At 63.0% G+C, this 24972-nt stretch carries 22 protein-coding genes, 1 tRNA gene and 1 pseudogene; 6 read left to right on the top strand and 18 right to left on the bottom strand.

Features of this window, described 5'->3' with window-relative positions; genetic code table 11:
- Positions 1-189: 189 nt before the first annotated feature.
- Positions 190-705, top strand: coding sequence for a DUF4880 domain-containing protein (locus tag VXM67_RS11265; RefSeq protein WP_023379980.1), 516 nt, complete (start codon positions 190-192; stop codon positions 703-705).
- A 164-nt stretch (positions 706-869) separates the two neighbouring features.
- Here VXM67_RS11265 and VXM67_RS11260 read toward each other — a convergent pair whose 3' ends face one another.
- From VXM67_RS11260 to VXM67_RS11200, 13 genes are all read right to left on the bottom strand, one after another.
- Positions 870-1652 carry a cyclase family protein gene (locus tag VXM67_RS11260; RefSeq protein ID WP_023379979.1) on the bottom strand — a complete coding sequence of 261 codons (783 nt, stop codon included), beginning with the start codon at positions 1650-1652 and terminating at the stop codon, positions 870-872.
- Positions 1649-2635: an NAD-dependent epimerase/dehydratase family protein gene (locus VXM67_RS11255; RefSeq protein ID WP_367237676.1), complete on the bottom strand. Its 987-nt coding sequence runs from the start codon at positions 2633-2635 to the stop codon at positions 1649-1651. The genes VXM67_RS11260 and VXM67_RS11255 overlap by 4 nt, the downstream gene beginning before the upstream one ends.
- The gene (locus VXM67_RS11250) at positions 2626-3618 is read right to left on the bottom strand and encodes a fumarylacetoacetate hydrolase family protein (RefSeq protein WP_104881934.1); all 993 of its coding nucleotides are present in this window, start codon (positions 3616-3618) and stop codon (positions 2626-2628) included. The genes VXM67_RS11255 and VXM67_RS11250 overlap by 10 nt, the downstream gene beginning before the upstream one ends.
- Complete coding sequence (locus VXM67_RS11245; protein ID WP_023379976.1) at positions 3615-4187, bottom strand: cupin domain-containing protein; 573 nt, start codon at positions 4185-4187, stop codon at positions 3615-3617. Before VXM67_RS11245 ends, VXM67_RS11250 begins: the two co-directional genes overlap by 4 nt.
- An 11-nt stretch (positions 4188-4198) precedes the next feature.
- Positions 4199-4972, bottom strand: a complete 774-nt coding sequence (locus tag VXM67_RS11240) for an SDR family NAD(P)-dependent oxidoreductase (RefSeq protein WP_186598351.1) — start codon at positions 4970-4972, stop codon at positions 4199-4201.
- Positions 4969-6159, bottom strand: coding sequence for an MFS transporter (locus tag VXM67_RS11235; RefSeq protein WP_023379972.1), 1191 nt, complete (start codon positions 6157-6159; stop codon positions 4969-4971). Before VXM67_RS11235 ends, VXM67_RS11240 begins: the two co-directional genes overlap by 4 nt.
- On the bottom strand, positions 6149-8647 hold the full coding sequence (locus tag VXM67_RS11230; protein WP_104881935.1) for an MMPL family transporter: 2499 nt from the start codon (positions 8645-8647) through the stop codon (positions 6149-6151). The genes VXM67_RS11235 and VXM67_RS11230 overlap by 11 nt, the downstream gene beginning before the upstream one ends.
- 3 nt (positions 8648-8650) lie before the next feature.
- Positions 8651-9712 carry a YCF48-related protein gene (locus VXM67_RS11225; RefSeq protein WP_023379970.1) on the bottom strand — a complete coding sequence of 354 codons (1062 nt, stop codon included), beginning with the start codon at positions 9710-9712 and terminating at the stop codon, positions 8651-8653.
- Between the two features lie 52 nt (positions 9713-9764).
- Positions 9765-11132 carry a DUF1329 domain-containing protein gene (locus tag VXM67_RS11220; protein WP_023379969.1) on the bottom strand — a complete coding sequence of 456 codons (1368 nt, stop codon included), beginning with the start codon at positions 11130-11132 and terminating at the stop codon, positions 9765-9767.
- A 14-nt stretch (positions 11133-11146) separates the two neighbouring features.
- On the bottom strand, positions 11147-12817 hold the full coding sequence (locus VXM67_RS11215) for a DUF1302 domain-containing protein (protein ID WP_023379968.1): 1671 nt from the start codon (positions 12815-12817) through the stop codon (positions 11147-11149).
- An 85-nt stretch (positions 12818-12902) separates the two neighbouring features.
- Positions 12903-14027, bottom strand: a complete 1125-nt coding sequence (locus VXM67_RS11210; RefSeq protein WP_027907048.1) for an FAD-dependent oxidoreductase — start codon at positions 14025-14027, stop codon at positions 12903-12905.
- 139 nt (positions 14028-14166) lie between these two features.
- Positions 14167-14514 (bottom strand): Rieske 2Fe-2S domain-containing protein, encoded by a 348-nt coding sequence (locus tag VXM67_RS11205; protein ID WP_023379966.1) that lies wholly within the window; start codon positions 14512-14514, stop codon positions 14167-14169.
- 3 nt (positions 14515-14517) lie between these two features.
- Positions 14518-15459 carry a VOC family protein gene (locus VXM67_RS11200; RefSeq protein ID WP_023379965.1) on the bottom strand — a complete coding sequence of 314 codons (942 nt, stop codon included), beginning with the start codon at positions 15457-15459 and terminating at the stop codon, positions 14518-14520.
- A gap of 277 nt (positions 15460-15736) precedes the next feature.
- Here VXM67_RS11200 and VXM67_RS11195 point away from each other — a divergent pair, with 277 nt between their 5' ends.
- The 3 genes and pseudogenes from VXM67_RS11195 to VXM67_RS11185 form a co-directional block, all read left to right on the top strand.
- Positions 15737-16675 carry a LysR family transcriptional regulator gene (locus VXM67_RS11195; RefSeq protein ID WP_023379962.1) on the top strand — a complete coding sequence of 313 codons (939 nt, stop codon included), beginning with the start codon at positions 15737-15739 and terminating at the stop codon, positions 16673-16675.
- Positions 16676-16855: 180 nt separating this feature from the next.
- Positions 16856-18013, top strand: a complete 1158-nt coding sequence (locus tag VXM67_RS11190; RefSeq protein ID WP_023379961.1) for a prolyl oligopeptidase family serine peptidase — start codon at positions 16856-16858, stop codon at positions 18011-18013.
- Positions 18014-18476: 463 nt separating this feature from the next.
- Positions 18477-18833, top strand: a pseudogene (locus VXM67_RS11185) (LysR family transcriptional regulator); the annotation flags it as partial.
- Between the two features lie 181 nt (positions 18834-19014).
- Here the strand turns inward: VXM67_RS11185 and VXM67_RS11180 are convergent.
- On the bottom strand, positions 19015-19782 hold the full coding sequence (locus VXM67_RS11180) for an IclR family transcriptional regulator (protein WP_023379959.1): 768 nt from the start codon (positions 19780-19782) through the stop codon (positions 19015-19017).
- An 87-nt stretch (positions 19783-19869) separates the two neighbouring features.
- Between VXM67_RS11180 and VXM67_RS11175 the strand changes: the two genes are divergently transcribed.
- A complete protein-coding gene (locus VXM67_RS11175; protein WP_367237675.1) occupies positions 19870-21015 on the top strand; it encodes an MFS transporter in 1146 nt (381 codons plus the stop codon).
- A gap of 16 nt (positions 21016-21031) precedes the next feature.
- A complete protein-coding gene (locus VXM67_RS11170; protein ID WP_367237674.1) occupies positions 21032-21673 on the top strand; it encodes a hypothetical protein in 642 nt (213 codons plus the stop codon).
- A 96-nt stretch (positions 21674-21769) separates the two neighbouring features.
- On the opposite strand, the gene VXM67_RS11165 is transcribed toward VXM67_RS11170, so the two are convergent.
- The 4 genes from VXM67_RS11165 to pheT form a co-directional block, all read right to left on the bottom strand.
- Positions 21770-21846 (bottom strand) — tRNA-Pro (locus VXM67_RS11165).
- A gap of 100 nt (positions 21847-21946) precedes the next feature.
- On the bottom strand, positions 21947-22303 hold the full coding sequence (locus VXM67_RS11160; RefSeq protein WP_011533210.1) for a MerR family transcriptional regulator: 357 nt from the start codon (positions 22301-22303) through the stop codon (positions 21947-21949).
- Entirely contained in the window at positions 22284-22586 is a 303-nt protein-coding gene (gene ihfA / locus VXM67_RS11155) for an integration host factor subunit alpha (protein WP_003250679.1), read from the bottom strand. The genes VXM67_RS11160 and ihfA overlap by 20 nt, the downstream gene beginning before the upstream one ends.
- Positions 22587-22590: 4 nt before the next feature.
- The gene (pheT, locus tag VXM67_RS11150) at positions 22591-24972 is read right to left on the bottom strand and encodes a phenylalanine--tRNA ligase subunit beta (protein ID WP_277687010.1); all 2382 of its coding nucleotides are present in this window, start codon (positions 24970-24972) and stop codon (positions 22591-22593) included.

Here is a 24972-nt window from a genome sequence, read left to right as displayed (position 1 = left end):
GGTCTTTTTTTTGGCTCTTCAGGCTAATGAAGATCGTTGAATGGCGGCGATGATAGCAAAAATGTTTCAGAGCGTGAACGCTCATTACAAAACTTTGCGGAATCAGCACTTGAGAATCAATCTCGTTTCACTTACTCTGAATCCGCATCACGGAAGATGCCCCCTTCCCACTTGAGCACGGAGCTGTCCATGAGCCGTTCGCTGCTGCCCGTTGAACACAGCCCCCATGCCGTCGCAGGGCCCACTGACGATGCCCTTCTGCATGGCCTCAAGCGGCTTCCACGCCGCGTGCAGCAAGTCTTCCTGCTCAATCGTCTGGACCAGCTCGATTTCCCCTGCATCGCTACCCGCCTTGGCCTGCCGCTGTCCAGCGTCGAGCGGCACATGATCCAGGCGCTGCAATGCGCACGTCCCCGTGGCGATGCCTTGGCACGCCTAGCCGGCCACTGGTACGTGCGCCTGCAGAATCCTCAGGCGAGCGCCTGCGAGCGCATCGACTTCCGCCGCTGGCTCGATGCCGACCCTGCGCATCTGCAAGCTTTCCACGAGACCGAACTGTGCTGGCGAAGTCTGTTGGCACCGGCTCGTGCGCTGGGGCATGACGGGTGGTACCGACAAGGCCGGGCGGCGTTATCGCTGGGTGGCTGTTCGATTGCTGTCGGCCTCGGCATTGCTGCGTTGCTGCTCTTGGGCCTTAGCGCCTGAGCCGCGCATCACGAGCAAGGCCAGCGCCTGCAAGCGCGCGATCATTGCGCCGTGCAGCAAGGCGGTCGCGCGCAAATCGTGCGGGCATGGCTGGCCCGAAACAGAGGTAGGAGCCTTGCTCGCGATGCGCCGCGCGGGCGGCGCTCGATTGACGCCCCTCAAGATCAAGTAAAGATCGCCACAGCCCGAACAAAGCCCGCAGAAGCCCGACGAATCTTGTACGGGAAACAACTGACCAGAAAACCGAACGGCGGCAGCTTTTCAAGATTGGCCAACTTCTCCATCTGCCCATACCCGATGTCGCGCCCAGCCTTGTGCCCCTCCCAGATAATCGAGGCATCGCCCGAAGCGATGAAACGTTCGCGGGTGTACTTGAACGGAGCGTCCCAGCTCCAGGCATCGGTACCGACCACCCTCACCCCCCGCTCCAACAGATAGAGCGTCGCCTCACGGCCCATTCCGACCCCAGCCTCCAGGTAACCGGGCTGGCCGAACAGGCTACCGGCGCGGGTGTTCACCAAGACGATATCCAGCGGCTGCAGTTCATGGCCGATGCGCGCCAACTCTGCCTCGACCTCGGCCGCGCTGACCACGTGACCATCGGGCAAGTGGCGCATGTCCAGTTTCACACCCGGCTGCAGGCACCACTCCAACGGCAGTTCGTCAATGCCGAAGGCCGGCTTGCCACCATCGGTGGTTGACGCGTAATGCCAGGGCGCATCCATGTGCGTCCCGCTATGGGTGGTGATCTGCAGGCGTTCGGCTGCCCAGGATTCGTCGCCCGGCAGGTCTTCCTTGCGTAGTCCGGGAAACATCGCGGCCATCTCCGGCCAGCCCTGCTGGTGGTCCATGTAGTCGATCTTCGGCAGCAGGGGCGGTGGATCGGTGTACGGGTTGTTGTCCAGGGTGACAGACAGGTCCAGCAAGCGACGTGCACTGATGCTCATGCAGGGATTCCTTTTCGATGGGTGGCGCGGTTACTGCGGCGCAGCGGCAGGTCGAGGGCATTGCGCAGCAGCGCGGCCACCGACCCGTCGTGGCAGAAACCAAGCTCGCGGGCCTGGGACGTTCGCAGCGGTGGATAGCTGCCGAACTGCGCTTGCAGTTGGGGGTCCGGGGCGAAGCTGATGCGTGCGCCGTTGGCCTCGCCAAAGCTGGTCGCCAGCCCGGCCAGCACCTGGGCGATGGATAGATGCAACACAGGCAACTGCCAGATGCGCTGGTTGCCGGGTTCTTCCAGTTCGGCAGCACGCAGCAGGTTGTCCACGCAGCAATTGGCCGACATCCACCAGGCACGTGCATCAGGCGAGACCGGGCAGGTGTAGGCGTCACCCGCCGCATAGGCATGTAGAAGGTCGCTCATGAACGCCGAACGCAAACCGTTCGGCTCACGCGGCCTGGCGACGATGCCGGGCAGGCGCAAGGCACGGCCGTCCACCTCGCCACGGCGGGACAGGTCTTGCAAGGCGATTTCGACCATGCGCTTGTGCGCCGCATAGGAAAGCTGCGGGGACGCCGGTTGGCCTTCGTCCATGCGCAGCGGCAGCTCGCCGCCGTATACCGCTACGCTGCTGGCGTACACCAGCACCGGAGGACGACAGCGATTGCGCAGCTGGTTGAGCAGTTCCAGGCTGGCTTGCAGATTCACCTGATAACCCAGCTCGTACTGCGCCTCGGCCGCGCCTCCCGGCACACTGACCAGATGGAACACCAAGTCGACACCATCTGCCAGTATCCGGCGCAACAAGGCCGCGTCAGTGATGTTGCCGGTGTGGCAACGCAGGCGCGTGTCCTCGGGCAAGCCATCCAGCACCTGGTCCAGCAGCAGCAATGCCTCGATGCGCTGCCCACGCAACTGCCCCCTGTCCAACAAGCGCCGCACCAGTTGTCGACCGACGAATCCATTGGCGCCGGTGATCATCACGCGCATGGCCCGCCTCCCTGCACCACGCGCTGGTCGATGGCACCGAACAGCACTTCGCCAGAGAGGCCGCGGGCTTCCATGCGCACGCGATCGCCAAAACGCATGAAGGCCGTGCGCGGCGCCCCAGTGGCAATGGTTTCGATGGCGCGGCGCTCGGCGATGCACGCCGAGCCCACACTGCGATCGGCATTGGACACGGTGCCGGAGCCAATCAGCGTGCCGGCACTCAAACGCCGTGTCAGCGCCGCATGGGCGATCAGCTGGTGAAAGCCAAAATGCATGGTGCCCCCATGAGGGTGGCCAAACCACTGGCCATTCCACTCCACCTGCAGCGGCAGGTGCACGCGACCCTCGCGCCACGCATCGCCAAGTTCGTCCGGCGTCACCGCTACCGGTGCGAAGGTGCTGGCAGGCTTGGCCTGCAGAAAGCCAAAACCAGTCTTCATTTCCCTCGGGGCCAGGGCTCGCAGGCTGACGTCATTGAGTTGCAGCACCAGGCGCACATGCTGCAACGCCTGCTCAGCCAGGCAGCCCATGGGGACGTCATCGAGCAACACGGCAAACTCGCCTTCGAAGTCGATGCCGTGGGCTTCGCTGGGCAAAGGTATGTCCGCGCACGGGCCGAGGAAGTCGTCACTGGCGCCCTGGTAGATCAGCGGCGTGTGCTCTACGCCCTCAATGGGGTCCAGGTTGAAGGCCTTCTGCATCAGCTCGCCATGGCTGAGAAAGCAAGAGCCGTCCAACCATTGGCTGGCACGCGGCAGGGGGGCGGCCAGTCGGGTCAGGTCAAGATCGAAGCGCCCCCTGGCCGTGTTGTCGTTGAGCTGCTGATAGCGCTGCTGCAATCGGGCTTCGACCTGGGGCCAGTTCTCCAAGGCAACCTGCAAGTTGGCGGCGATGTCGCTGGCATCGACCGCTTGCCCGAGGTCACGGGCCACTACCAGCAAGCGGCCATCGCGGCTGCCGTCATCGAGTGTGGCAAGCTTCATGGCAACAGCTCCTTGAGGTCGTCGGCATAACGGCCATCGAGCAGGATGAAGACCATCCGTGCCATCTGCTCGGTGCGGTTGCTCCAGGCGTGGTTGGTGCCACGCTGGACCACGATGTCACCGCGCTTGAGGTGGACCTCGCCATCGTCCAGCACCAACCAGACCTCGCCCTCAGTGACGATGCCGTAGTCCAGGGTCTGTGTACGGTGCATCAGCTTGTGTTTCGAATCGGCCTTGCCCGTGCCGGCACCAACCTGGCCGATCTCGGCGAACACAGCCGCCGCCGCTTCAGCGCTGACCCGGTTCTGTACGCTGTCCGGCGGAATGTCCACTACCCGGATCACGCTGCCCAGCCTGCCAGGGCTCAGCTGCAGTGGCTGCGCGGTCGGGTCATCGCCGTTGTCCAGTAGCGCGGGGCTGCCGACACTGTTCCAGACCTCATAGAACAGGGTGCCGGGGACTGCCATGAGCGGGAAGTTGTTTGGCGTCGGGCCGCAACTGGCGATGACCGCCTGGCCCTTGGCATCGTGGCCGGTAACGACACGTTTGAATGCAGGAAGCGATTGCATGTTGTCTCCTTTCAATTGCCGTCGCCGATGGTCGTGCCACCGTCGACAATAAGATTCTGTCCCGTGATGAACGCGCCCCCCGGCGCAGCCAGCAGCAAGGCAAGGGCTGCCACTTCTTCGGGGCGGCCGACCCGCCGCAAGGGGGTGAGCGCCAGGCGCCGCTCCAGTACCTGGGGGTTGTCGGTCAGAGGGCGGGCGAACGCGGTGTGGATGACGCCAGGGCTGATGGCATTGACGCGAATGTTCGCCGGCCCCCACTCCACCGCCAGGTTGCGCGCCAGCTGTGCGAGGCCAGCCTTGGACAGCCCATACAGGCCCAGCCCCTTGTTGCCGCGCACACCGGCGATACTGGCCATGAACACCACGCTGCCGCCGCCGCCCTCGCCCATGGCCGGTAACAGCGCGTTGGTCAGCCACAGCGCGCTGCGCAGGTTGACGGTGAAGGTCAGTTCCCAGTCGGCATCGCTAGCCGCGGCCAATGGCCCCATGTGCGGGGCGACACCGGCATTGCACACCAACGCATCGAGACGCCCGAAGTGATCCAGGCAGCGCCTAGCCAGGCCCTGTACGGCCTCGGCGTCACGCAGATCGGCGACCAGCGCGATGGCCTCGATGCCTTCCAGCGCCAGTTGCGCCACGGCGTGCTCGCAGCCCTCGGCACTCTCGCTGCTGATGGCGACACGCGCACCGGCACGCCCATACTCGCGGGCGATGGCCAGGCCGATGCCGCGGGTAGCGCCAGTGATGAGTGCAGTCTTTCCCGCCAGTGAAAACAGTTCGCTCATCGTGCACCTACCACTGCATCAGGACGTGTGCGGCGCATCATCACCAGGCACACTGGCGCCAATAGCAGTTGCCCGATGGCGATCAGCAACAGCGCGTGGGGCAATTGCGCAACCACACCCGCCGTCAGCGCCAGCACCAGCAGCGGGCTGAGGAACTCGCCGGCGAAGATCGCCGCGGTGAATCCGCCAGTGGCGCGGCCACGCTGCTCGAAGCCGACCTGCTGCATTACCCGGGTGATCAGCGTCGGTAATAGCAGGCCCACACCCAAACCATTGATGAGCACCGCCACGACCACCGGTGCATGACTGCTGGCCAACGCCATCAGGCCACCACCGACCCCGGCGGTGGCAAAACCCAATGCCAGCAGGCGGCAAGGAGCCAGGCGCGCCAGCAGCCGGAAAGCCAGTGCGCCGGCCAACACGCCCAGTTGGTTGGCACCCATGGTCAAGCCGACGTGTTGCGGCGCATCGACATGCAGCAGTTGCAGCACGTAACCGGCCTGTACCGGGACGATGAACAGGCTGACGCCAGCCAGCCCCGTGAGCAGGTACAAAGGCGCCAAGGCTGCCCAGGGGAAACGCGATTGCGCCTTCTGCTCGCATGCGCTGCGACAGGTGCCGGGCTCCCACAGCGCGACGGCCATCAGCGGCAGGCACAGTACACCCACGGCGTAAAGCGCGAAGGGGGAACGCCAGTCGCTTTCGCCCAGCGCACCGCCCATGCCCATGAACAACGCCGCCGACAACGACGTCACCACCATCTGCAGGGCGAACAGCCGGGCTCGGCGCTGGCCGTCGAAGTAATCACCCATCAACGTCGTGCAGCAGGTCATGATCCCCGCTTCGGCCACGCCGATACCGGCGCGGCTGACGACGATCAGGGCCAATGAGTCCAGCCATAGCGGCAACAGTCCGCACAGGCTGTACAGCAGCATGCTCGCCAGCAACAGTGGTCGACGCCCGACACGGTCGGCGAGCACCCCGGCCAGCGGCGCCAGCAAGGCAATTACCAGCGCCGGCAGCGTCAACGCCACGGGCACCAGCACGGCGACTCCCGGAGTCTGGGCAAAATGCTCATGCATGCGCGGCAGGACCGGCGCTATGAGCACAGCACCCAGCACCGGCAGGCAACTGCCGAACAGCAGCAGCGCGCCCTGGATGCGTCCGGCGATACGTTCAGCGGCCATGGCTCATCTCCTCCAGTGGACGAAAGCCTGCGCTGGGTTCCAGCGCCCCTGCCCCTTCCTCGCGCTGCGTGGGCTGGGATTCATGGGCCGATGCTTTGGGGTGCTGTTCGGCACTGGCCTGGCGGTGGGGCAAGAGGAAGTAAGCCAGTGCGGGCAAAAGGATCAGCGCGCCGACCATGTTCCAGACGAACATGAAGGCCAGCAGCACGCCCATGTCAGCCTGGAACTTGATCGGCGAGAAGATCCAGGTACCGACGCCGATGGCCAGGGTGATTCCGGTAAGCATCACCACCTTTCCAGTGAACAGCAGTGCGCGGTAATAGGCCTGGGACAGGCTCGCCCCTTCACGCAGCTGGCCCAGCACGATGCTCATCACGTACAGCGCGTAGTCCACGCCGATGCCGACACCCAGCGCGATCACCGGCAGGGTCGCGACCTTCACGCCTATACCGAGCGCGACCATCAGCGCTTCGCAGAGGATCGAGGTCAGCACCAGTGGCAATACCGCGCAGAGTACCGCTCGCCACGAGCGGAAGGTCGCCAGGCAGAGCAGGATCACAGCGCCGTACACCCACCACAGCATGTCGCGATTGGCCTGTTTCACCACCTGGTTGGTGGCAGCCTCGATACCCGCACTGCCAGCAGCCATCAGGAAGCTCGCCTGCTCGCTGTCGTTGGCCTGGGCGAAGCCCTGGACGCTGTCCACCACCTGCGCCAAGGTGTCGGCCTTGTGGTCGGTGAGGTAGGCGTAGAGCGTCAGCAGGCTGCAGTCGTCGTTGTATAACCCGCGCGGGGCATTGGCGGTGACCATGTTCAGGGTCGCCTGGTTGTTGACCAGGTCGTACCACTTCGGACTGCCCTCGGAAAGGCCGACCAGCACCCGGCGATTGAGCAGTGCCAGCGAGTTGGTCGAATCCACCCCCTGCAGGCCTCGCAGTTGCCAGTCCAGGTCATCCACCCGCTTGAGAGTGTCATAGGCCGAACAACCGCCGGGAGCGGTGCGCACCATCACGGCGAACACATCGCTGCTGGCGCCGTAATGCTGGGTGACGAAGGCATTGTCGCGGTTGTAGCGCGAATCGGCGCGCAACTCAGGCGCCCCCGCGTCGAGGTCGCCAACCTTCAGGTGCAGGCTGACGGCATACCCACCAGCGGCCATCAACGCCGCCACGGCGATGCAGGCACCAGCCCAGCGACGCTGGGTGAACAGGTCAAGAAAACGCCACAACGCCTGCTTGCGCGCCCCACTCGCCTGCGCTTCTTCGGCGCGCAGGCTACGCCGCGCGGCTCGGGCACTGACTCCCACGTACGAGAGCAATACCGGCAGCAGAATCAGGTTGGTGAAGATCAGCACCGCCACGCCCAGGCTGGCGATCACCGCAAGGTCCTGGATCACCTGGATCTGGATGATCATCAGCACAGCGAAACCCACCGCATCGCACAACAGCGCGGTCAACCCAGCCAGGAACAGGCGGCGGAAGGTAAAGCGCGCCGCCACCAGGCGATGCATGCCGCGTCCGATGTCCTGCATGATGCCGTTCATCTTCTGCGCGCCGTGGCTCATGCCGATGGCGAACACCAGGAACGGTACCAGCACCGAGTAAGGGTCGAGCGCGTAGCCCAGCAGCGGCAGCAGGCCGAGCTGCCAGATCACTGCCACCAACGAGCACACCACCACCAGTGCCGTGCTACGCACACAGCGGGTATACCCGTAGAGCACCACGGCGGTAATGGCGATTGCCACGGCGAAGAACAGCAGGATCTGCCGCAGGCCGTCGATCAGGTCGCCCACCACTTTGGCAAACCCGGTGATGTGGATCTGCACGCCCTGTGCCTGGAAGCGCTCGCGGAGGGTCTCAAGCTCGTGGGCGAACGCTGTGTAGTCCAGCGACTGACCGTCTGGGGTCTTCTCCAGAAGCGGCACGTAGATGATGCTCGATCGCTGGTCGAAGGCCACCAACTGGCCGATCTCGTTGGAGCGCTCGACGTTGCGCTTGAGCGCCTCCAGGCTCGCGGCGGCGCCATCGTAGCCATCGGGAATCACCGGACCGCCCTCCAGACCTTCCTCAGTCACTCCGGTCCAGCGGGTGGAAGGGGTCCACAGGGATTTCATCGCGGCGCGGTCGACGCCCGGCAGCAGGTATACCGCGTCGTTGAGCTGCTGCAGGTTGTCCAGGTAATGCTTGTCGTAGATGCTGCCGTGCGGGTTGGCCACGGCGATGCGAACGGCGTTGCCCAGCCCGGCCAGTTCCTGGCGGTGCTCCAGGTAGTTGTGAATGAATGGGTGATCCTGCGGGATCATTTTCTCGAAACTGGCGTTGAGGGTCAGGCGCGAGGCCTGCCAGCCGAGCAGCAGGGTTGCCGCCAGGCACAACAGCAGCACCCAGGCGCGATGGTTGAACAGCGCGCGCTCTAGCAGCGAGCCGGACGTGCTGTCGAAGTCATCGAGACGGCCGCTGGACGGCGCAGGTGAATTCATCGCGTGCATGGTTCAGTCCGCCGTGGTGGAAACGTTGGAAGCCGCCAGACGGCGGGTACCCGCCATTCCGACGGCGACGATGGCACCGTCTGCCGCGAGGGTGGCGGCGGTCAGCGGCAAGCCGTCGGAGACCGGCACAGGCTGCGCGGCGAAGGTGTCGATGCCGCTGCGCAGGAGCATGCCAGCCTGGTTGGCGAGCAAGAGCTGGTCACCGACGACGCGTATGCTGTTGAGCGAGGCGGGAATCGGGTTGGCCAGCGCCACGAAACTGTCTGCGCCGTCATCGGAGGCGAACAACGAGCCGCGCAATCCTCCGACCAGCAGTCGCCCGCTTGGCAGAATGGCGGCCGCGAAGTAGCTGCCATCGTAAGGGCCTTGCAGCGGTTCGAAGTGGGAACCGCTGTCGCGCGAACGCAACAGCAGGCCCTGCTCACCGGCGATGTACAGGTCGCTGCCCTGGCGCGCCAGGGCATACAGGTGCAAGCCACGTCGATTCGGCAAACGCCCCATGGCGGACTGCCAGGTCCGCCCACCATCGACAGTGCTCATGGCCAACCCGTAGGCTCCCACAGCAAGGCCGTGGCGTGCATCGGCGAAGCTCAGCGCCAGCAGCGGCTTGTCGGCGCCATCGGCGAGCAGCCGTTGCGCGGCGGCCACGCGCTGCTCGTCCGCGGATGCTTGGGCTGCTTGCAACTCCAGCGTCGCGGCGCGCTTGCCGTCAAGCTGCAAGGTCCAGTGCTCACCGCCGTCGGCGCTGTGCAACACCACCCCAGCGTGACCGACCACCCAACCGTGACGTTCATCGATGAACTGCACGGCGGTGAGGCTGACACTCACCGGTACGCTCATGGCCTGACGCCAGGTGGCGCCGTTGTCATCGCTGAGCAACACCACACCACGCTCGCCCACCGCCACCAGGCGCATACCAACCCGCGCCACGTCCTGCAGCACCGCACGCAGGGCTTGTGGCCCATGCACCGCGGGCTGCGAGAGTACATCCACGCCACTTCCGGCGAACGCCGGAGGCAGCCAGCAACAGGCGGCCAGCAGCCAGCTGTAGAGCATCTTGTTCATCGCACGCAACCTTTTGTTCTTGTAGTGGGTACAGCCCAGGCGCAGAGCCTGTTCAGCGCACGCCCTCACCGGCCATGGCGTCGGCGGTGAACACCGAGTCCTTGTAGGGCGGCACGATGCGGTACTGCTCGCTCTTGCCGGCGAACAGGTCACCTGCGAACCAGGCACCGGAGAGCAGGTCGTAGAAGCCATTGGTGAGCGTCACCACGCCAGGCAGGTCGGGTAGCACCACGGGTGACGTCCAGACCACCTTGGCCAACTGGTTTCGGGCGTCATAGCGCTCGCCCAGCACCGCGGCCCAGGTGTCTTCGTCGAGGTAGTAGGTACTGCGCGGCATCACGTGACGCTGGCCGTTCTTGAGGGTCGCCTGCACTTCCCACACGCGGTGCAGTTCCCAGCGGATGGCATCTGGGGCCAGGTGATGCGGGTCGAGCAGCGCTTCGGCGCTGGCAGCGGTAAAGACCTTATTGGCGTTGTAGGGGATGTACATTTCCTTCTTGCCCACCAGCTTCCAGTCGAAGCGGTCGAGGCGCCCGTTGAACACGTACAGCTCATCGAAACTCATCACACCGGCGGTGGCCGGGGTTGGCGTGTCGCAGCAGGCGTTGGGCAGGCGACGCACGCGGCGCTGGCCCGGCAGGTAGGTCCAGACAGCCGCTTTGTCGGCGTTAAGGTTCTCCAAGCCGGTGATGGCCTCACCGGCGCGCAGGGGTGGGCCATCGTTGGTCATGCGGATCGACCAGAACACGCCCTTGTCGCCACTGCCGCCCGGCAGGTACCAGGGCATCTGCAGGTCGGCGCGCGAGTCGTTGGTCAGCACATGCTTGCCGTCGGCGGTGGTCAGGTACTGCTTGAAGCTGGCATGCCACGACGCACCACGCCAACGCAGCAGGTGATTCCACATGGCTTGCACACCGTCGGCGGGGATCGGGAACGGAATACCTCCGGCCGCCCCTGTCGGCATCGGTCCGGCAGGGCCGTCCACAAGCGTGCCGCTGGTGGCATTGGCGAAGGTGGCGTCGTACACCGATTGTGGTGCGGCAGCGCTACGGTGGGTCGGGTAGACGTCCAGCCGGTAGCTGTCCGGGTACTTCTTGAGCATCGCCTGGATGCCTGGGGTCAGCTTGTCGGCATATTGCGCCATGTTCTGTGCAGTGATGGTCAACAGCGGTTTTTCACGGGCGAATGGATCGCCGCGCTTGCCGCCTTCCTTGTAGCCGGGGTCGGCCTGGGTATAACCGCCGGTCCAGGCCGGGATGCTGCCGTCGGCGTTACCGGCGCGCTCGCCGCCCAGCGGCGTCAAGGTGGTCTTGAGCGTGGCGGCCTGCTCGGCGGATACCGCGGCACAAGCGCCATGGGCGAACAGCAGCGAGACACTCAAGGCAGTGAACAGGGAAACGACTTTCTTGTTGTGTTTCATCGTGAAGTCCTCGGTCAGAAGGTGCGGCTGACGGTGAAGGCGATGAAGTCGCGGTCTTTGAGCGACTGTTCGAAGGTGTAATGGTTGTCGGCATCGAGGAAGGTGTTTTCCGGGCCGTAGTAGTGCGTGTAGGTCAGACCCAGGTTCCAGGTATTGAGGTAGTTGCCCTTCAGGCCGATGTTCAGGTCGCCGCCGTGGTCAGCGCCAAAACCGGTGCCCAGCGCCATGGATGCACCGTTGGTGTAGCTCGCTCCGATCGGCACCGAGAGGTCGAGGCCGGGGAAGATCTGCCGGTACATCGGCTCGAATACCAGGCGCAGGCTGGTGGCATCGCGGTCGGCATTGGGGTCGACGGCATCGGCGTTCTTGCTCACGCTCATCACCCGGTTCCAGGCGATTTCGCCAAGGAAACTGGACTCGGCAGCGATGAAGTTCGGCTCCAGGCTGGCCAGCCACGAGAAGTTGGCGTGCAGAGTGCGACCGGTGGCGTAGACCGGGTTGTCGTCGTTGTCGATGACCTCCCCCGCCGCCAATGCATGCTGGTTGGTGGAAGCCAACGGCTGGTTCCAGCGCGTAGACAACTCACCTGCGAGGTTGAAGTTGCCCAGCGTGGTGGAGAAGCTGGCGCCCAGCGCCTCGATGCCTTCTGGATACACCCAGTAGAACTCGCCCGCCTTGCCGCTGACTGGGTCGAGGTTGGCGAAGTTCGGACGCACGTTCAGTTGCGGCGACTTGTCATGGAAGCGAATGGCGTAGACGCCCCAATCGACGGTCTCGGTCCGCCAGCGCAGCTGCACCCCGCCCTGCCCCGAATCCTTGGCTTCCTTGTCGTTGCCACGGAAGAATGCCAGCGGCTGGCCGCCGGGAAACACCGGCGCCCCGACGAACATGCGTTCACCGCCATCACCGAAGAAGTCGTCGGTGGAGAAGTAGCTGCCAGCCGCAGGCAGACGGTTGGCTTCCCACTCGAACTGGTAGTAAGCCCCAACGGATACATCCGGTGTCAGTTGCAACTGGCCGGAGATCTGCTGCACGGGTCGAATCAGCTCCTTGAACTGGGTGTTGGGCACCGACAGTCCCTTGACTACGTCCACCGGCGCCATGCCACCGGCAATGCCGTTCATCCCATAGAACAGGCTCTCGCCCCATTGCATGGCGTATTGGCCAAGGCGCCCGGATACCGGCATGTCGCCGATCTCGGTCTTGCCGAAGATGAAGGCGTCAAGCAACTCGCCCTTGCGTCCATGCAACGTGCGGGTGTCGTCGGTGAAGGCGTCGTAGTCGACCGAATAGCTGTTGGCGCGGTTGGGGTCGTTGTTGTCGGTGCCTTGGTTGTAGACATCGTCGTACCAGGCCGCGCCGCTGACCCGTGCACCGACGTTGTCGTAGGTGATGTCCAGCTCCGACAGCAGATCGAGGCGGTTGGAGATCAGGCCTTTGTCGAAGTTGCGGTCGCCGTCATCCAGGTTCAGCGCAGTCTGGCCCTCGGTGAGTTTGCCGCTGGCATCCTGGGTGCGCCAGGCGGCGCTGTATTTGAGCGTGTTGTCCCAGCGCACCCGCAGATCGGGGTTACCGGTCTCGAACTCGAAGGCCTGGGCCTGGCTGGTGGCCAGCGCCAGAAGCGCCAGGCCGATGGGTTTCAGCGCCGGCAGGGGCCGTGGGGTCGCACCTTTGCGAGTCAACATCGGGGTTTCCTCTTTATTGTTCTTGTCGGTCGGTGTTGGCGGAGAATCCGGTGCGCCAGCACGGGGGCGCACCGATTGCAAGGCGTCAGATCGGTCGTGCGGTGACATCCAGCATGTGCTTGACCAGGCCGATGCGGTCGAAGGAGGCGTCACCCTGGATCTCTTTCTCGCCGGCCAGCAGGGACTTCTCGCTGATGAACTTGCAGCGCTCGAAACGTCGGCCCATGAAGCGCTGCAACTGGGCGTCGAGACTGCTGCCTGCGGTGAGCTCCTCGGCCAGCACCACGGCATCCTCGATGGCCATTCCCGCACCCTGCCCCAGATGCGGCGTGGTGGCATGGGCGGCGTCGCCGATCAGCAACACGCGACCGCGATACCAGGGCTGGTCGACGAACACGGCTTCCAGCGGCTTGTACACGACCTCGCGACTGTCGCCGATTTGCTCGCGCAGCTCACCGATCAGCCCGCCGAATCCGACCAGGCGCTGGCGCAGGCCATCGGCCAGGGTGGCCGGCTCCATCCAGGGGTTGCCCGGCTCATGGGAGGTGGTGAACAGGTACATCAGGTCATCGGCCAGGGGCACCAGGCCGGCATTGCCTGACGGCCCCTGGTAGTTGGCCAGGTGGTCGATACCGGCAGCCCGCGGGAAGTTGTAACGCCACACCGACTGCCCGGTAAAACGTGGTTGGTACTGGTCACCGAACAACAGCTCGCGAATCTTCGAGTACAGCCCGTCGGCACCCACAACCAGCCCATAACGCCCCTGGCTACCATCGGTGAACAGCACGTCCACCCCTCCGCGATCCTGTTCGAAACTCTCCACCGAGGTACCCAGGCGCACCTCGGTGCCGAGTTCGATGGCGGTTTCGCTCAAGACCTTGTGCAGAGCGCGGCGGGAGATGCCGACATTGGCCGGGTACTGGGGGCCGGCCAGTCGCTGCCCGGGAATGCGCGCCAGCTGTTGGCCCTGGGCGGTATAGATGGCCACGTCTTCGAACGCGTAGGCGGCATCGAGATAGGCCTCGAGCAGGCCCAGGCGATGCATCTCACGCACGACATTACTTTGCTGAATGATGCCGACGCCATAGACGGTCCACTCGGTCTTGAGCTCGACCAGGTCGACCGCAATGCCCTTGCGACGCAGGGCAATGGCGGCGCACAACCCGCCGATCCCGCCGCCGACGACCAGCACTTTGTTCACAGTATTCATGGCATGTCTCACGTCTTGTTCTTGTTGTCCGCCCCGTCATGGGTGGCGGTCGTTTCCTGTGCCTGGGCACAGCTTCACGGCAGCGCCGGGCTTTGACCAATCGTGTCCTGGGATGCGACCTATCGCGCAGCGCGATAGATCAGTGGCCCAACTGCTCCAGCGGCACTAGCAGCCATCCGCCCGCCTCGTGGTGTTGCAGCACGTGCAAGGCCTCGCCGCGGCAAGGGCCGTGGACACAGGTACCGTCGTCGGGCCTGAAGCGCGCACCGTGCGCGTAACACACCACCCACTGGCCATCGGCACTGAGGAAACGGTCCTTGCGGTACTCCAGAGGCCCCCGCAGGTGCGGACACAGGTTGCGATACACCCGGACCTGCCCCCGGTAGCGAAGGGCGAACAGCGTGTCTTCGCCCTTGCCCTTGGGGTCGAAGCCGCGGGCCTGGCCTTCAACCAGCTCTTCGAGCCGACACAGCGCCATACGGCCCATGGCTCAGGCCTTTTTCGGGGGTGGGCCGCCGGGGGCCCATTTCTCCCGCGAGGTGAACAGGAACAACTGCGAGTTGTCCGCGGACATCGGCGCCTGGCGCGCCGCCCAGGCGTCGTCATGCTTGTCCATATCGGCGTCGTATTCGATGTGGCACCCCAACGGGCTGTTGAAATACCAGAACCAGTTGGAGCCGAGCAGGTGCCGGCCTGGGCCCCAGAAACTGGTCCAACCGTTCTGCTGGAAGCGCGTGCCGGCCAGCAACACTTCGGTGCCGCTGCCCATGTGGAAGGTAAAGTGCTCGCAGCCTTGCATGTGCGGCGGTGTCTGGATCATGAACAGACAATGGTGATCATCCATGCCCGCGCTACGCATGAACGGGCCGACGCCGGTGAAGCTATCGGTGGTGACGAAGCCCAGGCGGTCGCGGTAAAACGCTTCGCCCTTGGCCGCATCTGGGACGAAGTACACCACGTGGGACAGCGTGCGCGGCAGCGCAGGCATGTCCGGGGTGATGCCGAGCTGGTTGAGCGGACGCTGCGGGGTGCTGCCCGGGGCGTTGGTCAGGTCCGCTGGCGCCTCGAAGGTACGCCGGCAGGTCACCTGGAAAGCGATGGCGAACCCCAGGTCATCGAAGGTATGCAGCGCGCCGCTGGCGTCGCGGCGCACTTCCCGGTCGCGGCCCAGTTCGTCGGCGATCGCTTCGAGGTCGGCCGGCTCGGCCACGCCATAGATCGTCTCGCGCAGCGATGGGGTCGGCCCCAAGGCCGGCGGCAAGCTTTCGTCATCGCCGCGACGGATGACGATCGCGGTCCCGTCCAGCGCTTCAAAACGGCCGCCGTCGGCGTCCAGGTGGACGGTGTCAAGGCCATAGTCACGCAGGCAAGCGGCACAGGCCTGGATATCGTCGACGCCGAACACCAGCGCGTCGAGACCAAGAATGTTCATGGCTACCACTCCATTGAAATTGTTATTAGGCGAGGCAGAGCTGCCGTCAGTGGGTCGTGGACGGCGCATCGGCCGCTCGACTGGAGCGCAGGTTGCGCGGCGCTGGGGTGGCATGACCAATCGCGAGTCAGGATGCGAGGCATCAGCAATCGCGATACCTGCGCGCAGGCCCATGGCGCCTGGCGTTGGCTCGGTCAAAGGCGGCTGGCGCTTGACGTATCGGCAATGCAGCGAGAAGGTATCGCGAAAATAACTACAAGAGCCGAGAGCTATCACCATGCGCTTTCACCACCTGGATCTGAACCTGCTGGTTGCCTTGGACGTCCTGCTCGAAGAGCAGAACATCACCCGCGCCGCCGAACGCCTGCACATGACCCAGTCGGCCACCAGCGGCGTGCTGGGGCGCTTGCGAACCTTTTTCGAGGACGAACTGTTGGTGCAGGTCGGCCGCAAGATGCAGCCCACGCCCTACGCCCTGGAACTGGCCAAGCCGGTGCGCGAGGTGCTGCTTACCATTCGATCCTCGATCACCGCCAAGCCCGTGTTCGAACCGGCGAGCAGCAAGCGTCACTTTCGCCTGGTGAGCTCGGACTACCTGATCAGCGTGCTGTTCGCCCAGGTCATCCAGAAGCTTCACCGGGTGGCGCCGCACATCACCTTCGAAATGATCAGCCCCGGCGACAACAGCGCCGAGCTACTGATGCGCGGTGAGGTGGACATGATGATCGTGCCCGAGCGCTACCTCATCGACGGCCATCCAGCCCAACTGCTGTTCGAGGAGGACCACGTCTGCGTCGTCTGGCGCGATAACCCGGAGGTTGGCGAGCAACTGACGCTGGAGCAGTACATGCAAATGGGCCACATCTCGGTAGGCTTCGGCCGCAACCGGCACCTGAGCATCGAGGACTGGTTCATGAACCAGTACGGCTTCAACCGCCGCCTGGAAGTGATCACCAACGACTTCAACACCCTGCCCCAACTGCTGGTGGGCACCTCGCGGATCGCTACGATGCACCGCCGCCTGGCCGAGCTGTACGCCGGTTACCTGCCCCTACGCATCCTGCCGCCACCGGTGAGGATCCCGGTGATGCGAGAGTTCATGCTGTGGCACCGCAGCATGGACGGCGACCCCATGCACCGCTGGCTGCGAGAGCGGATCTGTGACTTCATCCAGAGCGCCGAGCGACAGCCACAAGCCCTGCGCGCCACCGCCTGATCCGTAACCATCGCCCCGGCTAGCGCAACGCAGCCGGGGCATCGCGTTTGGCGATACCTTGCATCCCCGATCACGATTGGCCTCGGCCTGTCTTGTCTGCGTAACGTGCTGTCGAACCGCGCCCTGCGTGCCTGCCGCAATAGGGGCGCCGGACTCAACGACCGCAGAAGGACAACAACAATGTTCCGTTACTTCCCCACCAATTACGTCTGGAACCTTTCGGTGGACCTGGCCATCGAGATGGGCGCCCGCATAGGCGAAATCGAGGTGATGTGCGCCCCGCTGCAAGAAGCCGCCAAGCAACCCGACGCCGCCGGTACCCAGGCATTCCGGGAAACCTGGTCGAGCATGGCCGACAAACTCTGCGCCCTGGCCGAGGAAGACGAAGCCGCCGGCCGGCGCCTGTCCGCTGGCGAGAAGTACAACCGCGCCGCGACCTACTACCTTACCTGCGAACGCCTGCAGGCCCACGCCGCTCCAGGGCGCGCGGCGCTGTACCAGCGCTTTCTGGAGACCTTCGCCCGCGGCATCGACCTGTCCCGGGAAAACTGCGAACGGGTCCAGATCCCCTATGAAGGCAAGCACCTGAGTGGTTTGCTGGTTCGCGCAGAAGGCGTCAGTGGCCCGGCACCACTGCTGGTGCAGGTCAATGGCCTGGACTCGACCAAGGAGATGAAATACCGCGTCGGCCTACCCACCTGGCTGGCCAAGCGCGGCGTGTCGTCGTTGATCATCGACCAGCCCGGTACCGGCGAAGCGCTGCGTCTGCACGGCCTGACTGCACGCTACGACAGTGAGCACTGGGCCAGCCGAGTCATGGACTGGCTGGAAACCCGCGACGATGTCGACGCCAAGCGCATCGGTATGGAAGGTGTGTCCTTGGGCGGCTACTACTGCCCCCGCGCCGTGGCCTTCGAGCCGCGCTTCGCCTGCGGGGTGGTATGGGGTGCCAACCATGACTGGCGCGACGTGCAGAAGCGCCGACTGGAGAAAGAAGGTGACTTCCCGGTGCCGCATTACTGGGCGCATGTGCGTTGGGTCTGGGGTGCCAAGGACATGGACGATTTCATGCGCATCGCCGAGAACGTGCACCTGGATGGCGTGCTCGATCGCATCCGCGTTCCGTTTCTGGTCACCCACGGCGAGCAGGACTCGCAGATCCCGCTCAAATGGGCGCACCGCACCTACGAGCAACTGGTCAATAGCCCGAAACGCGAACTGAAGATCTTCACCGCGCGCGAAGGTGGCGTGCAGCACTCAAGTTTCGACAACAGCATCAATGCCGGGCACTACATCGCCGATTGGGTCGCGCAGACGCTCGGCGGGCGCACTGCTTGAGGCTTTTCGTGGTGTTAGGCGCTGCGTTTTGATGCTGGTTGAAAACGTGGGGGCATAAAAAAATCCAGTCACCGTTAAGTGACTGGATTTTTTAGGGATTTTTGGTCGGGACGGAGTGATTCGAACACTCGACCCCTTGCACCCATGCGTGTAGCAGGCCATAAACCCTGTAAACGTTGGATTAACCTCGGCTCTCGCTGCAATCGACTGCTCATGGGTGTCTGCAAGCGTTTCCAAGCGTCACGCAAATTTCACGCAGAACACTGCTGCACATCTCCGGCGTTCTGCCGCCCCTTCTCCCCTGTCAGATTGAAACCCCGCCAGGCCCTTCATGCTCGAGCGCCCACAGCCGAGCAGCCTCGGCAAATTCTAGCCATAATCGGCCGAGGGATCGACTCACCTGTCGACATAGTGATGCGCCCCAAATAGCATGCCTTAGTCCAATATTCCCGAGCTGGTAAAAATGATCTCAGATCCTGGCACACCAACTCTAGACCAGCTGAAAGTTCTCCTGACGGTCGTAGAGGTGGGAAGCTTCGCCGGTGCTGCAAGGAAACTGCATCGTGCAACGTCAGTGGTGAGCTATTCCATTTCCAATCTCGAGATGCAGCTCGGCGTATCACTTTTTGACCGCAAGACGACACGTAAACCACAGCTGACAGAGGCTGGACGCACAGTGTTGGCCGAAGCCCGAACGATCATCAACGGAGTCAATGGGCTACGATCGAAGGTGTCTGGACTGTTGCACGGTCTCGAAGCAGAGGTGCATCTTGCTCTGGATGTAATGCTGCCAGCGGAGCGGGTGGTCGATGCGCTCAGGCTCTGTGTGAAAAGTCTTGAGACGAAGGTCAGGCAAGGCGAAAACAGCCGAGGAAGCGGAGTTTACGGGTTGTAAATGAGCATTCCGAGGCTGTTTTCAACGCAGCATCACCGAGTATCAAGGCTTTTCGTACAGAGCCTAGGGTGAACGGCTGCTCTCGACGAGACACCTCAGGGGATGTTCACACCCCAATCACCGCTTCAACTTCTGCCTTGCATTGAAGTAACGCCGCCTTCAGCGCTTCCAGATTGGTGTGGAAGCGCAGTGCCGGGACTGCCAGCGAGATGGCATAGTGCTCCGATAACCCGCTGCGAATTTGCACGCCGATACCGCAAACACCCTGGGCGTGCTCTTCCTGATCGATGGCCCACCCTTGTCGTCTGGCGACACTCACTTCCTCCATCAGCACATTGAGAGAGACGATGGTCGACGCTGTGCGACGTTCAAGGGGTGCCGTCAGCATCTGGGTCAAGAGCGCTTCCGAGAATGCGCTCAGCAGTGCTTTGCCATGCGCGGTGCAATGGATCGGAAATGCTGTTCCCACCGGAGAAACGACGCGCAGTTCCTGATCCGAGGGATATTGATCCACGGAAATGGCATGAAGCCCTTTGTACACGGAGACATCGACAGTCTCACGGGTACGCCGCCCGAGGCTCTCGACATAAGGCCGGGCAATCGCCACCAGATCTGTGTGGGCAGACGCCGCAAGCCGAACAAGTGCAGGCCCCAGACGAATCCCCGAGCTTCCGGTAATCACCATCTGCTGAGCTTCCAGCGCCGTCACGATGCGATGCACTGTCGTGCGCGGCAACCCGGACGCCTTGGCAACCTGGCTCAGGCTCAATCCATCGCGCTGATTTTCCAGCGTTTTCAACACCGCAGCGGCACGCGCGATGACTTGCTTTCCAGCACCCTCTCCCTCAGATGTCACCTCTTCCCCCTTTACCATTCGTCGATCCTCTCGTTGACATCGACAGGATAACCCAACATGCTCTGTTCCGTTATTCGGACATTTGTTCCACCAAACGGACACCCCATGAATCCACCACTTTCTCGATCAGGATCTCTCGTGCTACTGGCAGTCGCGTCGCTGACCATCATGGTCGGGTGCGTCATCGTCCCGGGACTGCCTACCATTGCTCACAAACTGGGCTTCGGTAGCGCTGCCAGTTGGCTGGTTACTGTCCCGTCGCTGGGTGTCATCGTCTTTGGGCCAATGGCGGGCAAACTCATCGACCGAATCGGGCTATACAAGAGTTTGTGCTTTGGCCTGTTTGCCTACGGGCTATTAGGCATGGTGGGCTTCGTTTTTCACGGCCCAGCGATATTCGTAGACCGACTCCTTCTGGGGGGATCGACGGCCATGATCATGGCCGCCGGAACCGGGCTGATCTCGGAGTTCTACGAAGGTAATGCCCGGTTGAACATGATTGCCATGCAAGGCATGTCAATCGAGCTGGGCGGCGTGCTCTTTCTCTCTGCAGCCGGTCTTCTGGCAAACGTGGGATGGCAGTGGCCATTCGCGCTGTACCTGTGCGCGTGGGGGCTGCTTGTGCTGGTGCTGGTATGCGTCCCTCAGCCTTCCGTTACCAGGCACTCGACGGAAGCAGGCGAGATCACTCGTACCCCCTCGGTTGCGCTGAGGCTTGTGTATGCGTTAGCCACGCTCTCCATGATCGTATTCTTCAGCGCCATCATCATGCTGCCACTGCGGTTGCATTGCATTGGTCTCAATGAAGCCCAGGTCGGGTACTTTCTGTCTGGTGTGTCACTGGTTGCGGTGGGGGCAGCGGCCGTCATGCCCATTGCTGCCCGCAAGGCAGGCGAACACGGAACACTGATTTTCGGATTGGCTTTTTACGCGCTGGCGCACTTGGCGTTTGTGACCGCAGAGGACCTGACGTTGATGATCGAGGGCGGACTTTGCCTTGGTCTAGGATTTGGGCTCACCGTGCCATTGCTCAACCACATGACCATCGAGCTCAGTCATGCTGCCCAGCGGGGACGTAATCTGGCCTGGCTTTCTGTAGCAATCTTCGGCGGGCAGTTCCTTTCTTCGTTCATTGAGTTCGTGCCAGGGGGGCGATCCGATGGATTTCTGTGCGCAGCCGGCATGGCGTTGATCGCGTGTGCAATTGTGGCAGGTAGTGCCACCCGGCGCAGATTCAGACCCACTCCCTGAAGCGCTTGGCCTGCCCATGAACTTTTATTCCGACGCTAGGCTGGGCACCTATCGGGTATCGGCGTCCCAACGACGGAAAGATGCGGCTGCCCAGCTCAACACCGCTGCGCGGGGGTGGCTTGGTAGCCGAGTTCCTGGCGAAAGTAAAGTGACATTGGGAGAGCTTCTGAGCACCTATGAGCGGGATGTTCTCCAACCTCGGGTGCTTGCAAACGCTACGCTTGACGGGTATGCCGTCAGATTCAAGCAGATCAGAAATACTTTCGGCGAGCGCTCCACAGACCAGATCACTATCAGGATGATTGCCGAGTTCCTTGAGCCGCTGACCCCGCGGGCAGGCAACCAGGCGCGGGCAATTCTGATCGACCTATTCAATCATGCCGCTGCTAAAGGCCTGTGCCCGGACATCCCTGCAGCCAGCACAATTCCAAAAATCGTAAAGAAGCAGCGCAAGCGACACACGCTAGAAGGCCTGAAAGCAATCCGCGATGGCTCCCCGCGCTGGCTGAATGACGCCATCGATCTTGCAGTCATCACCGCGCAACGACGAGGCGACATTCTCGATATGAAATCCGAAGACGTGCGTGAGGGTTACCTGTATGTAGTACAGAAGAAAACAGAGAAGGCTGTGCTCCGAAGTCGAAGCCGACCTGGATAGTGGCGAGATCGCTAGGTAGGTTTGCGCTCATTTTGCGCAGTGCCGCGCATAAAAAAATCCAGTCACCGTTAAGTGACTGGATTTTTTAGGGATTTTTGGTCGGGACGGAGTGATTCGAACACTCGACCCCTTGCACCCCATGCAAGTGCGCTACCGGGCTGCGCTACGCCCCGACTCTATTCTCGATACCGCTGAGAACGATGAAGAATCTACCCTAACCATCTGATTAATGGAAGCTTTTTTTTCAAGAAACTTCCATTCGTCGGGTGCAGATCACTTCTTGAGCACGACCAGCACATCTTCCAATTCGGCAATCATCTGCCGAATCAGCTGCTTGTACTGGCTGGACTCGTCCTTTACCTCATCACTGGAAAGCCGCAACCGCGCCCCGCCAATGGTGAAGCCCTGGTCGTACAGCAGTGCACGGATCTGACGAATCATCAGCACATCTTGCCGCTGGTAATACCGCCTGTTCCCGCGCCGCTTGACCGGGTTGAGTTGGGGAAACTCCTGCTCCCAATACCGCAGCACATGCGGCTTCACCGCACACAACTCGCTGACTTCACCAATAGTGAAGTAGCGTTTGCCCGGTATGGGGGGCAGTTCGTCGTTATGGCTTGGTTCCAGCATAGGCCTCTACCCGGGCTTTCAGCTTTTGCCCTGGACGAAAGGTGACGACGCGGCGCGCGGTAATCGGGATCTCTTCCCCCGTCTTGGGGTTGCGGCCCGGCCGCTGCCGTTTGTCGCGAAGGTCGAAGTTGCCGAAACCTGACAACTTCACCTGCTCGTTCTCCTCAAGCGCGTGCCGAATTTCTTCGAAAAACAGCTCTACCAACTCCTTGGCCTCACGCTTGTTGAGTCCCAGCTCCTCGTACAGCCTTTCGGCCATCTCAGCTTTCGTCAGAGCACCCATACCGTTATTTCCTTAACGTGGTGTTCAACCTTTGTTCGAGCGAGGTGAGGATGTTCTGCAGGGTCGTGTTCACCTCATCGTCGTTAAGAGTGCGCGATGGATGCTGCCAGGTCAAGCCGACTGCCAGGCTTTTTCTATCAGGATCAATACCTTTACCCTGGTAGACGTCAAACAGCCTGAGGTCTGTCAGCCATTCGCCGGCATTGTTACGAATCACTTCAAGCACCTGACTGGAGGCCACGTCACGGCCGGCGATCAGCGCCAGGTCACGACGGGTTTCCGGGAACTTGGAGAGTTCACTGAACTTCGGCAGACGGCCTTCGACCACCTCACCCAGCACCAGCTCGAACAGGAACACCGGGCGATCCAGATCCAGGGCCTTGGCCAGCTCTGGGTGGATGGCGCCCAGGTAGCCGACCTGCTTGCCGTCGCGCTCGATCAGGGCGGTTTGGCCAGGGTGCAGGGCGGGGTGTTTTCCAGCGCTGAAGGTGAAGTCGTTCAGCGCTCCCGAGTAACCCAGCAGGGCCTCCACATCGGCCTTGACATCGAAGAAGTCGATGCCATCGCGACCGTTGGCCCAGCCTTCTGGCAGGCGGCTACCGGTGACCACGCCGGCAATCATCGGCTGCTGCTTGAGATCACCCAGCTGGCCAACGAAACGCAGGCCGCTTTCGAACAGGCGAACGCGGTCTTGTTGGCGGTTGAGGTTGTGCTGCAGCGCCTTCACCAGACCCGGCCAGAGCGACGCACGCATGGCAGCCATATCGTTGGAGATAGGGTTGGCCAGCAGCAGCGGCTCGACACCTGGGCTGAACAGCTCGAACAGTTTCGGGTCGATGAAGCTGTAGGTGATGGCTTCCTGATAGCCGCGAGCAACCAGCAGGCGACGCAGGTTTGGCAGCTCGCCACGGGTTTCCGGGCGGGCTTGCGGCGCCAGGCGCGCTTGCGGATAACGGACCGGCAGGTTGTTGTAACCGTACAGGCGGGCCAGCTCTTCGATCAGGTCGACTTCCAGGCTGATGTCAAAGCGGTGGCTCGGGACGTTGACGGTCCACTCCCCTTCTCCGCTGCGCGTAGTGGTCAGCTCCAGGGCGTTGAGCAGTTGCTCGACCTGGGCCGGGTCCATTTCCATGCCGAGCATCTGGGTGATGCGGTCGGCGCGTAGAGTGATCGGGGCGATGTTCGGCAAGTGCTGCTCGCTGGCAGCCTCGACCACCGGACCGGCTTCGCCACCCACGATCTCCAGCACCAGCGCAGTAGCGCGCTCGATGGCTTCGCGAGCCAGCTGCGAATCGACACCACGCTCATAGCGGTGCGAGGCGTCGGTGTGCAGGCCGTAGGAACGGGCTTTACCAGCGACAGAAATCGGCTCGAAGAAGGCGCTTTCCAGGAACAGGTCGCGGGTCTTCTCGGTGTTCACGCCGCTGTGCTCGCCCCCCATGACGCCGGCAATGGCCAGGGCGCGGGTGTGGTCGGCGATGACCAGGGTATCGGCCCGCAGGGCTACTTCCTGGCCGTCGAGCAGGACGAGCTTCTCGCCCTCTTCGGCCATGCGCACGCGGATGCCGCCGTTGATCTCAGCCAGGTCGAAAGCGTGCATGGGCTGGCCCAGCTCAAGCATCACGTAGTTGGTGATGTCGACGGCAGCGTCGATGCTGCGCACGTCGCTGCGGCGCAGGCGCTCAACCATCCACAGCGGAGTCGGCTTGCTCAGGTCGACGTTGCGGATGACGCGGCCCAGGTAACGCGGGCAAGCAGCCGGAGCACTGACTTCGACCGGACGCACTTCGTCGTGCGCAGCCGGTACCGCCGGCACGTTCGGGCGGGTAACCGGGACGTTGTACAGCGCACTGACGTCGCGCGCCAGACCGGCGATGGAAAGGCAATCGCCACGGTTCGGGGTCAGGCCGATCTCGATGCTGGCGTCGTCCAGGCTCAGGTACTGGCGAATGTCTTCACCTACCGGGGCGTCGGCGGCCAGCTCCAGCAAGCCGTCGTTTTCTTCGCTGATCTGCAGTTCGGCGGCCGAGCACAGCATGCCGAAGGATTCGACACCGCGCAGCTTGGCTTTCTTGATCTTGAAGTCACCTGGCAACTCGGCGCCGATCATGGCGAACGGGATCTTGATGCCTGGACGTGCGTTAGGGGCGCCGCAGACAACCTGGAAGGTTTCCTGGCCGTTGCTTACCTGGCAGACGCGCAGCTTGTCGGCGTCCGGGTGCTGTTCGGTGGCGAGGATCTCGCCCACGACGATACCGCTGAACTGCCCGGCAGCGGGGGTAACGCTGTCGACTTCGAGGCCGGCCATGGACAGACGGGCGACCAGTTCGTCACGGGAGACTTGCGGGTTTACCCAACCGCGCAGCCACTGTTCACTGAATTTCAT

It is taken from the genome of Pseudomonas sp. Rh2 (genome assembly GCF_040762985.1).
In the GTDB taxonomy this organism is placed as follows: domain Bacteria; phylum Pseudomonadota; class Gammaproteobacteria; order Pseudomonadales; family Pseudomonadaceae; genus Aquipseudomonas; species Aquipseudomonas taiwanensis.
Note: the sequence above shows the minus strand (reverse complement) of the source record. Positions and strands in the feature narration are given on the sequence as shown.

What these genes read in the sequence shown, in the direction of transcription:
- VXM67_RS11265 (WP_023379980.1), top strand. Translation starts at nt 190, where the DNA reads ATGAGCCGTTCGCTGCTGCCCGTTGAACACAGCCCCCATGCCGTCGCA.
- VXM67_RS11260 (WP_023379979.1), bottom strand. Translation starts at nt 1,652, where the DNA reads ATGAGCATCAGTGCACGTCGCTTGCTGGACCTGTCTGTCACCCTGGAC.
- VXM67_RS11255 (WP_367237676.1), bottom strand. Translation starts at nt 2,635, where the DNA reads ATGCGCGTGATGATCACCGGCGCCAATGGATTCGTCGGTCGACAACTG.
- VXM67_RS11250 (WP_104881934.1), bottom strand. Translation starts at nt 3,618, where the DNA reads ATGAAGCTTGCCACACTCGATGACGGCAGCCGCGATGGCCGCTTGCTG.
- VXM67_RS11245 (WP_023379976.1), bottom strand. Translation starts at nt 4,187, where the DNA reads ATGCAATCGCTTCCTGCATTCAAACGTGTCGTTACCGGCCACGATGCC.
- VXM67_RS11240 (WP_186598351.1), bottom strand. Translation starts at nt 4,972, where the DNA reads ATGAGCGAACTGTTTTCACTGGCGGGAAAGACTGCACTCATCACTGGC.
- VXM67_RS11235 (WP_023379972.1), bottom strand. Translation starts at nt 6,159, where the DNA reads ATGGCCGCTGAACGTATCGCCGGACGCATCCAGGGCGCGCTGCTGCTG.
- VXM67_RS11230 (WP_104881935.1), bottom strand. Translation starts at nt 8,647, where the DNA reads ATGCACGCGATGAATTCACCTGCGCCGTCCAGCGGCCGTCTCGATGAC.
- VXM67_RS11225 (WP_023379970.1), bottom strand. Translation starts at nt 9,712, where the DNA reads ATGAACAAGATGCTCTACAGCTGGCTGCTGGCCGCCTGTTGCTGGCTG.
- VXM67_RS11220 (WP_023379969.1), bottom strand. Translation starts at nt 11,132, where the DNA reads ATGAAACACAACAAGAAAGTCGTTTCCCTGTTCACTGCCTTGAGTGTC.
- VXM67_RS11215 (WP_023379968.1), bottom strand. Translation starts at nt 12,817, where the DNA reads ATGTTGACTCGCAAAGGTGCGACCCCACGGCCCCTGCCGGCGCTGAAA.
- VXM67_RS11210 (WP_027907048.1), bottom strand. Translation starts at nt 14,027, where the DNA reads ATGAATACTGTGAACAAAGTGCTGGTCGTCGGCGGCGGGATCGGCGGG.
- VXM67_RS11205 (WP_023379966.1), bottom strand. Translation starts at nt 14,514, where the DNA reads ATGGGCCGTATGGCGCTGTGTCGGCTCGAAGAGCTGGTTGAAGGCCAG.
- VXM67_RS11200 (WP_023379965.1), bottom strand. Translation starts at nt 15,459, where the DNA reads ATGAACATTCTTGGTCTCGACGCGCTGGTGTTCGGCGTCGACGATATC.
- VXM67_RS11195 (WP_023379962.1), top strand. Translation starts at nt 15,737, where the DNA reads ATGCGCTTTCACCACCTGGATCTGAACCTGCTGGTTGCCTTGGACGTC.
- VXM67_RS11190 (WP_023379961.1), top strand. Translation starts at nt 16,856, where the DNA reads ATGTTCCGTTACTTCCCCACCAATTACGTCTGGAACCTTTCGGTGGAC.
- VXM67_RS11180 (WP_023379959.1), bottom strand. Translation starts at nt 19,782, where the DNA reads ATGGTAAAGGGGGAAGAGGTGACATCTGAGGGAGAGGGTGCTGGAAAG.
- VXM67_RS11175 (WP_367237675.1), top strand. Translation starts at nt 19,870, where the DNA reads ATGAATCCACCACTTTCTCGATCAGGATCTCTCGTGCTACTGGCAGTC.
- VXM67_RS11170 (WP_367237674.1), top strand. Translation starts at nt 21,032, where the DNA reads ATGAACTTTTATTCCGACGCTAGGCTGGGCACCTATCGGGTATCGGCG.
- VXM67_RS11160 (WP_011533210.1), bottom strand. Translation starts at nt 22,303, where the DNA reads ATGCTGGAACCAAGCCATAACGACGAACTGCCCCCCATACCGGGCAAA.
- ihfA (WP_003250679.1), bottom strand. Translation starts at nt 22,586, where the DNA reads ATGGGTGCTCTGACGAAAGCTGAGATGGCCGAAAGGCTGTACGAGGAG.
- pheT (WP_277687010.1), bottom strand. Translation starts at nt 24,972, where the DNA reads ATGAAATTCAGTGAACAGTGGCTGCGCGGTTGGGTAAACCCGCAAGTC.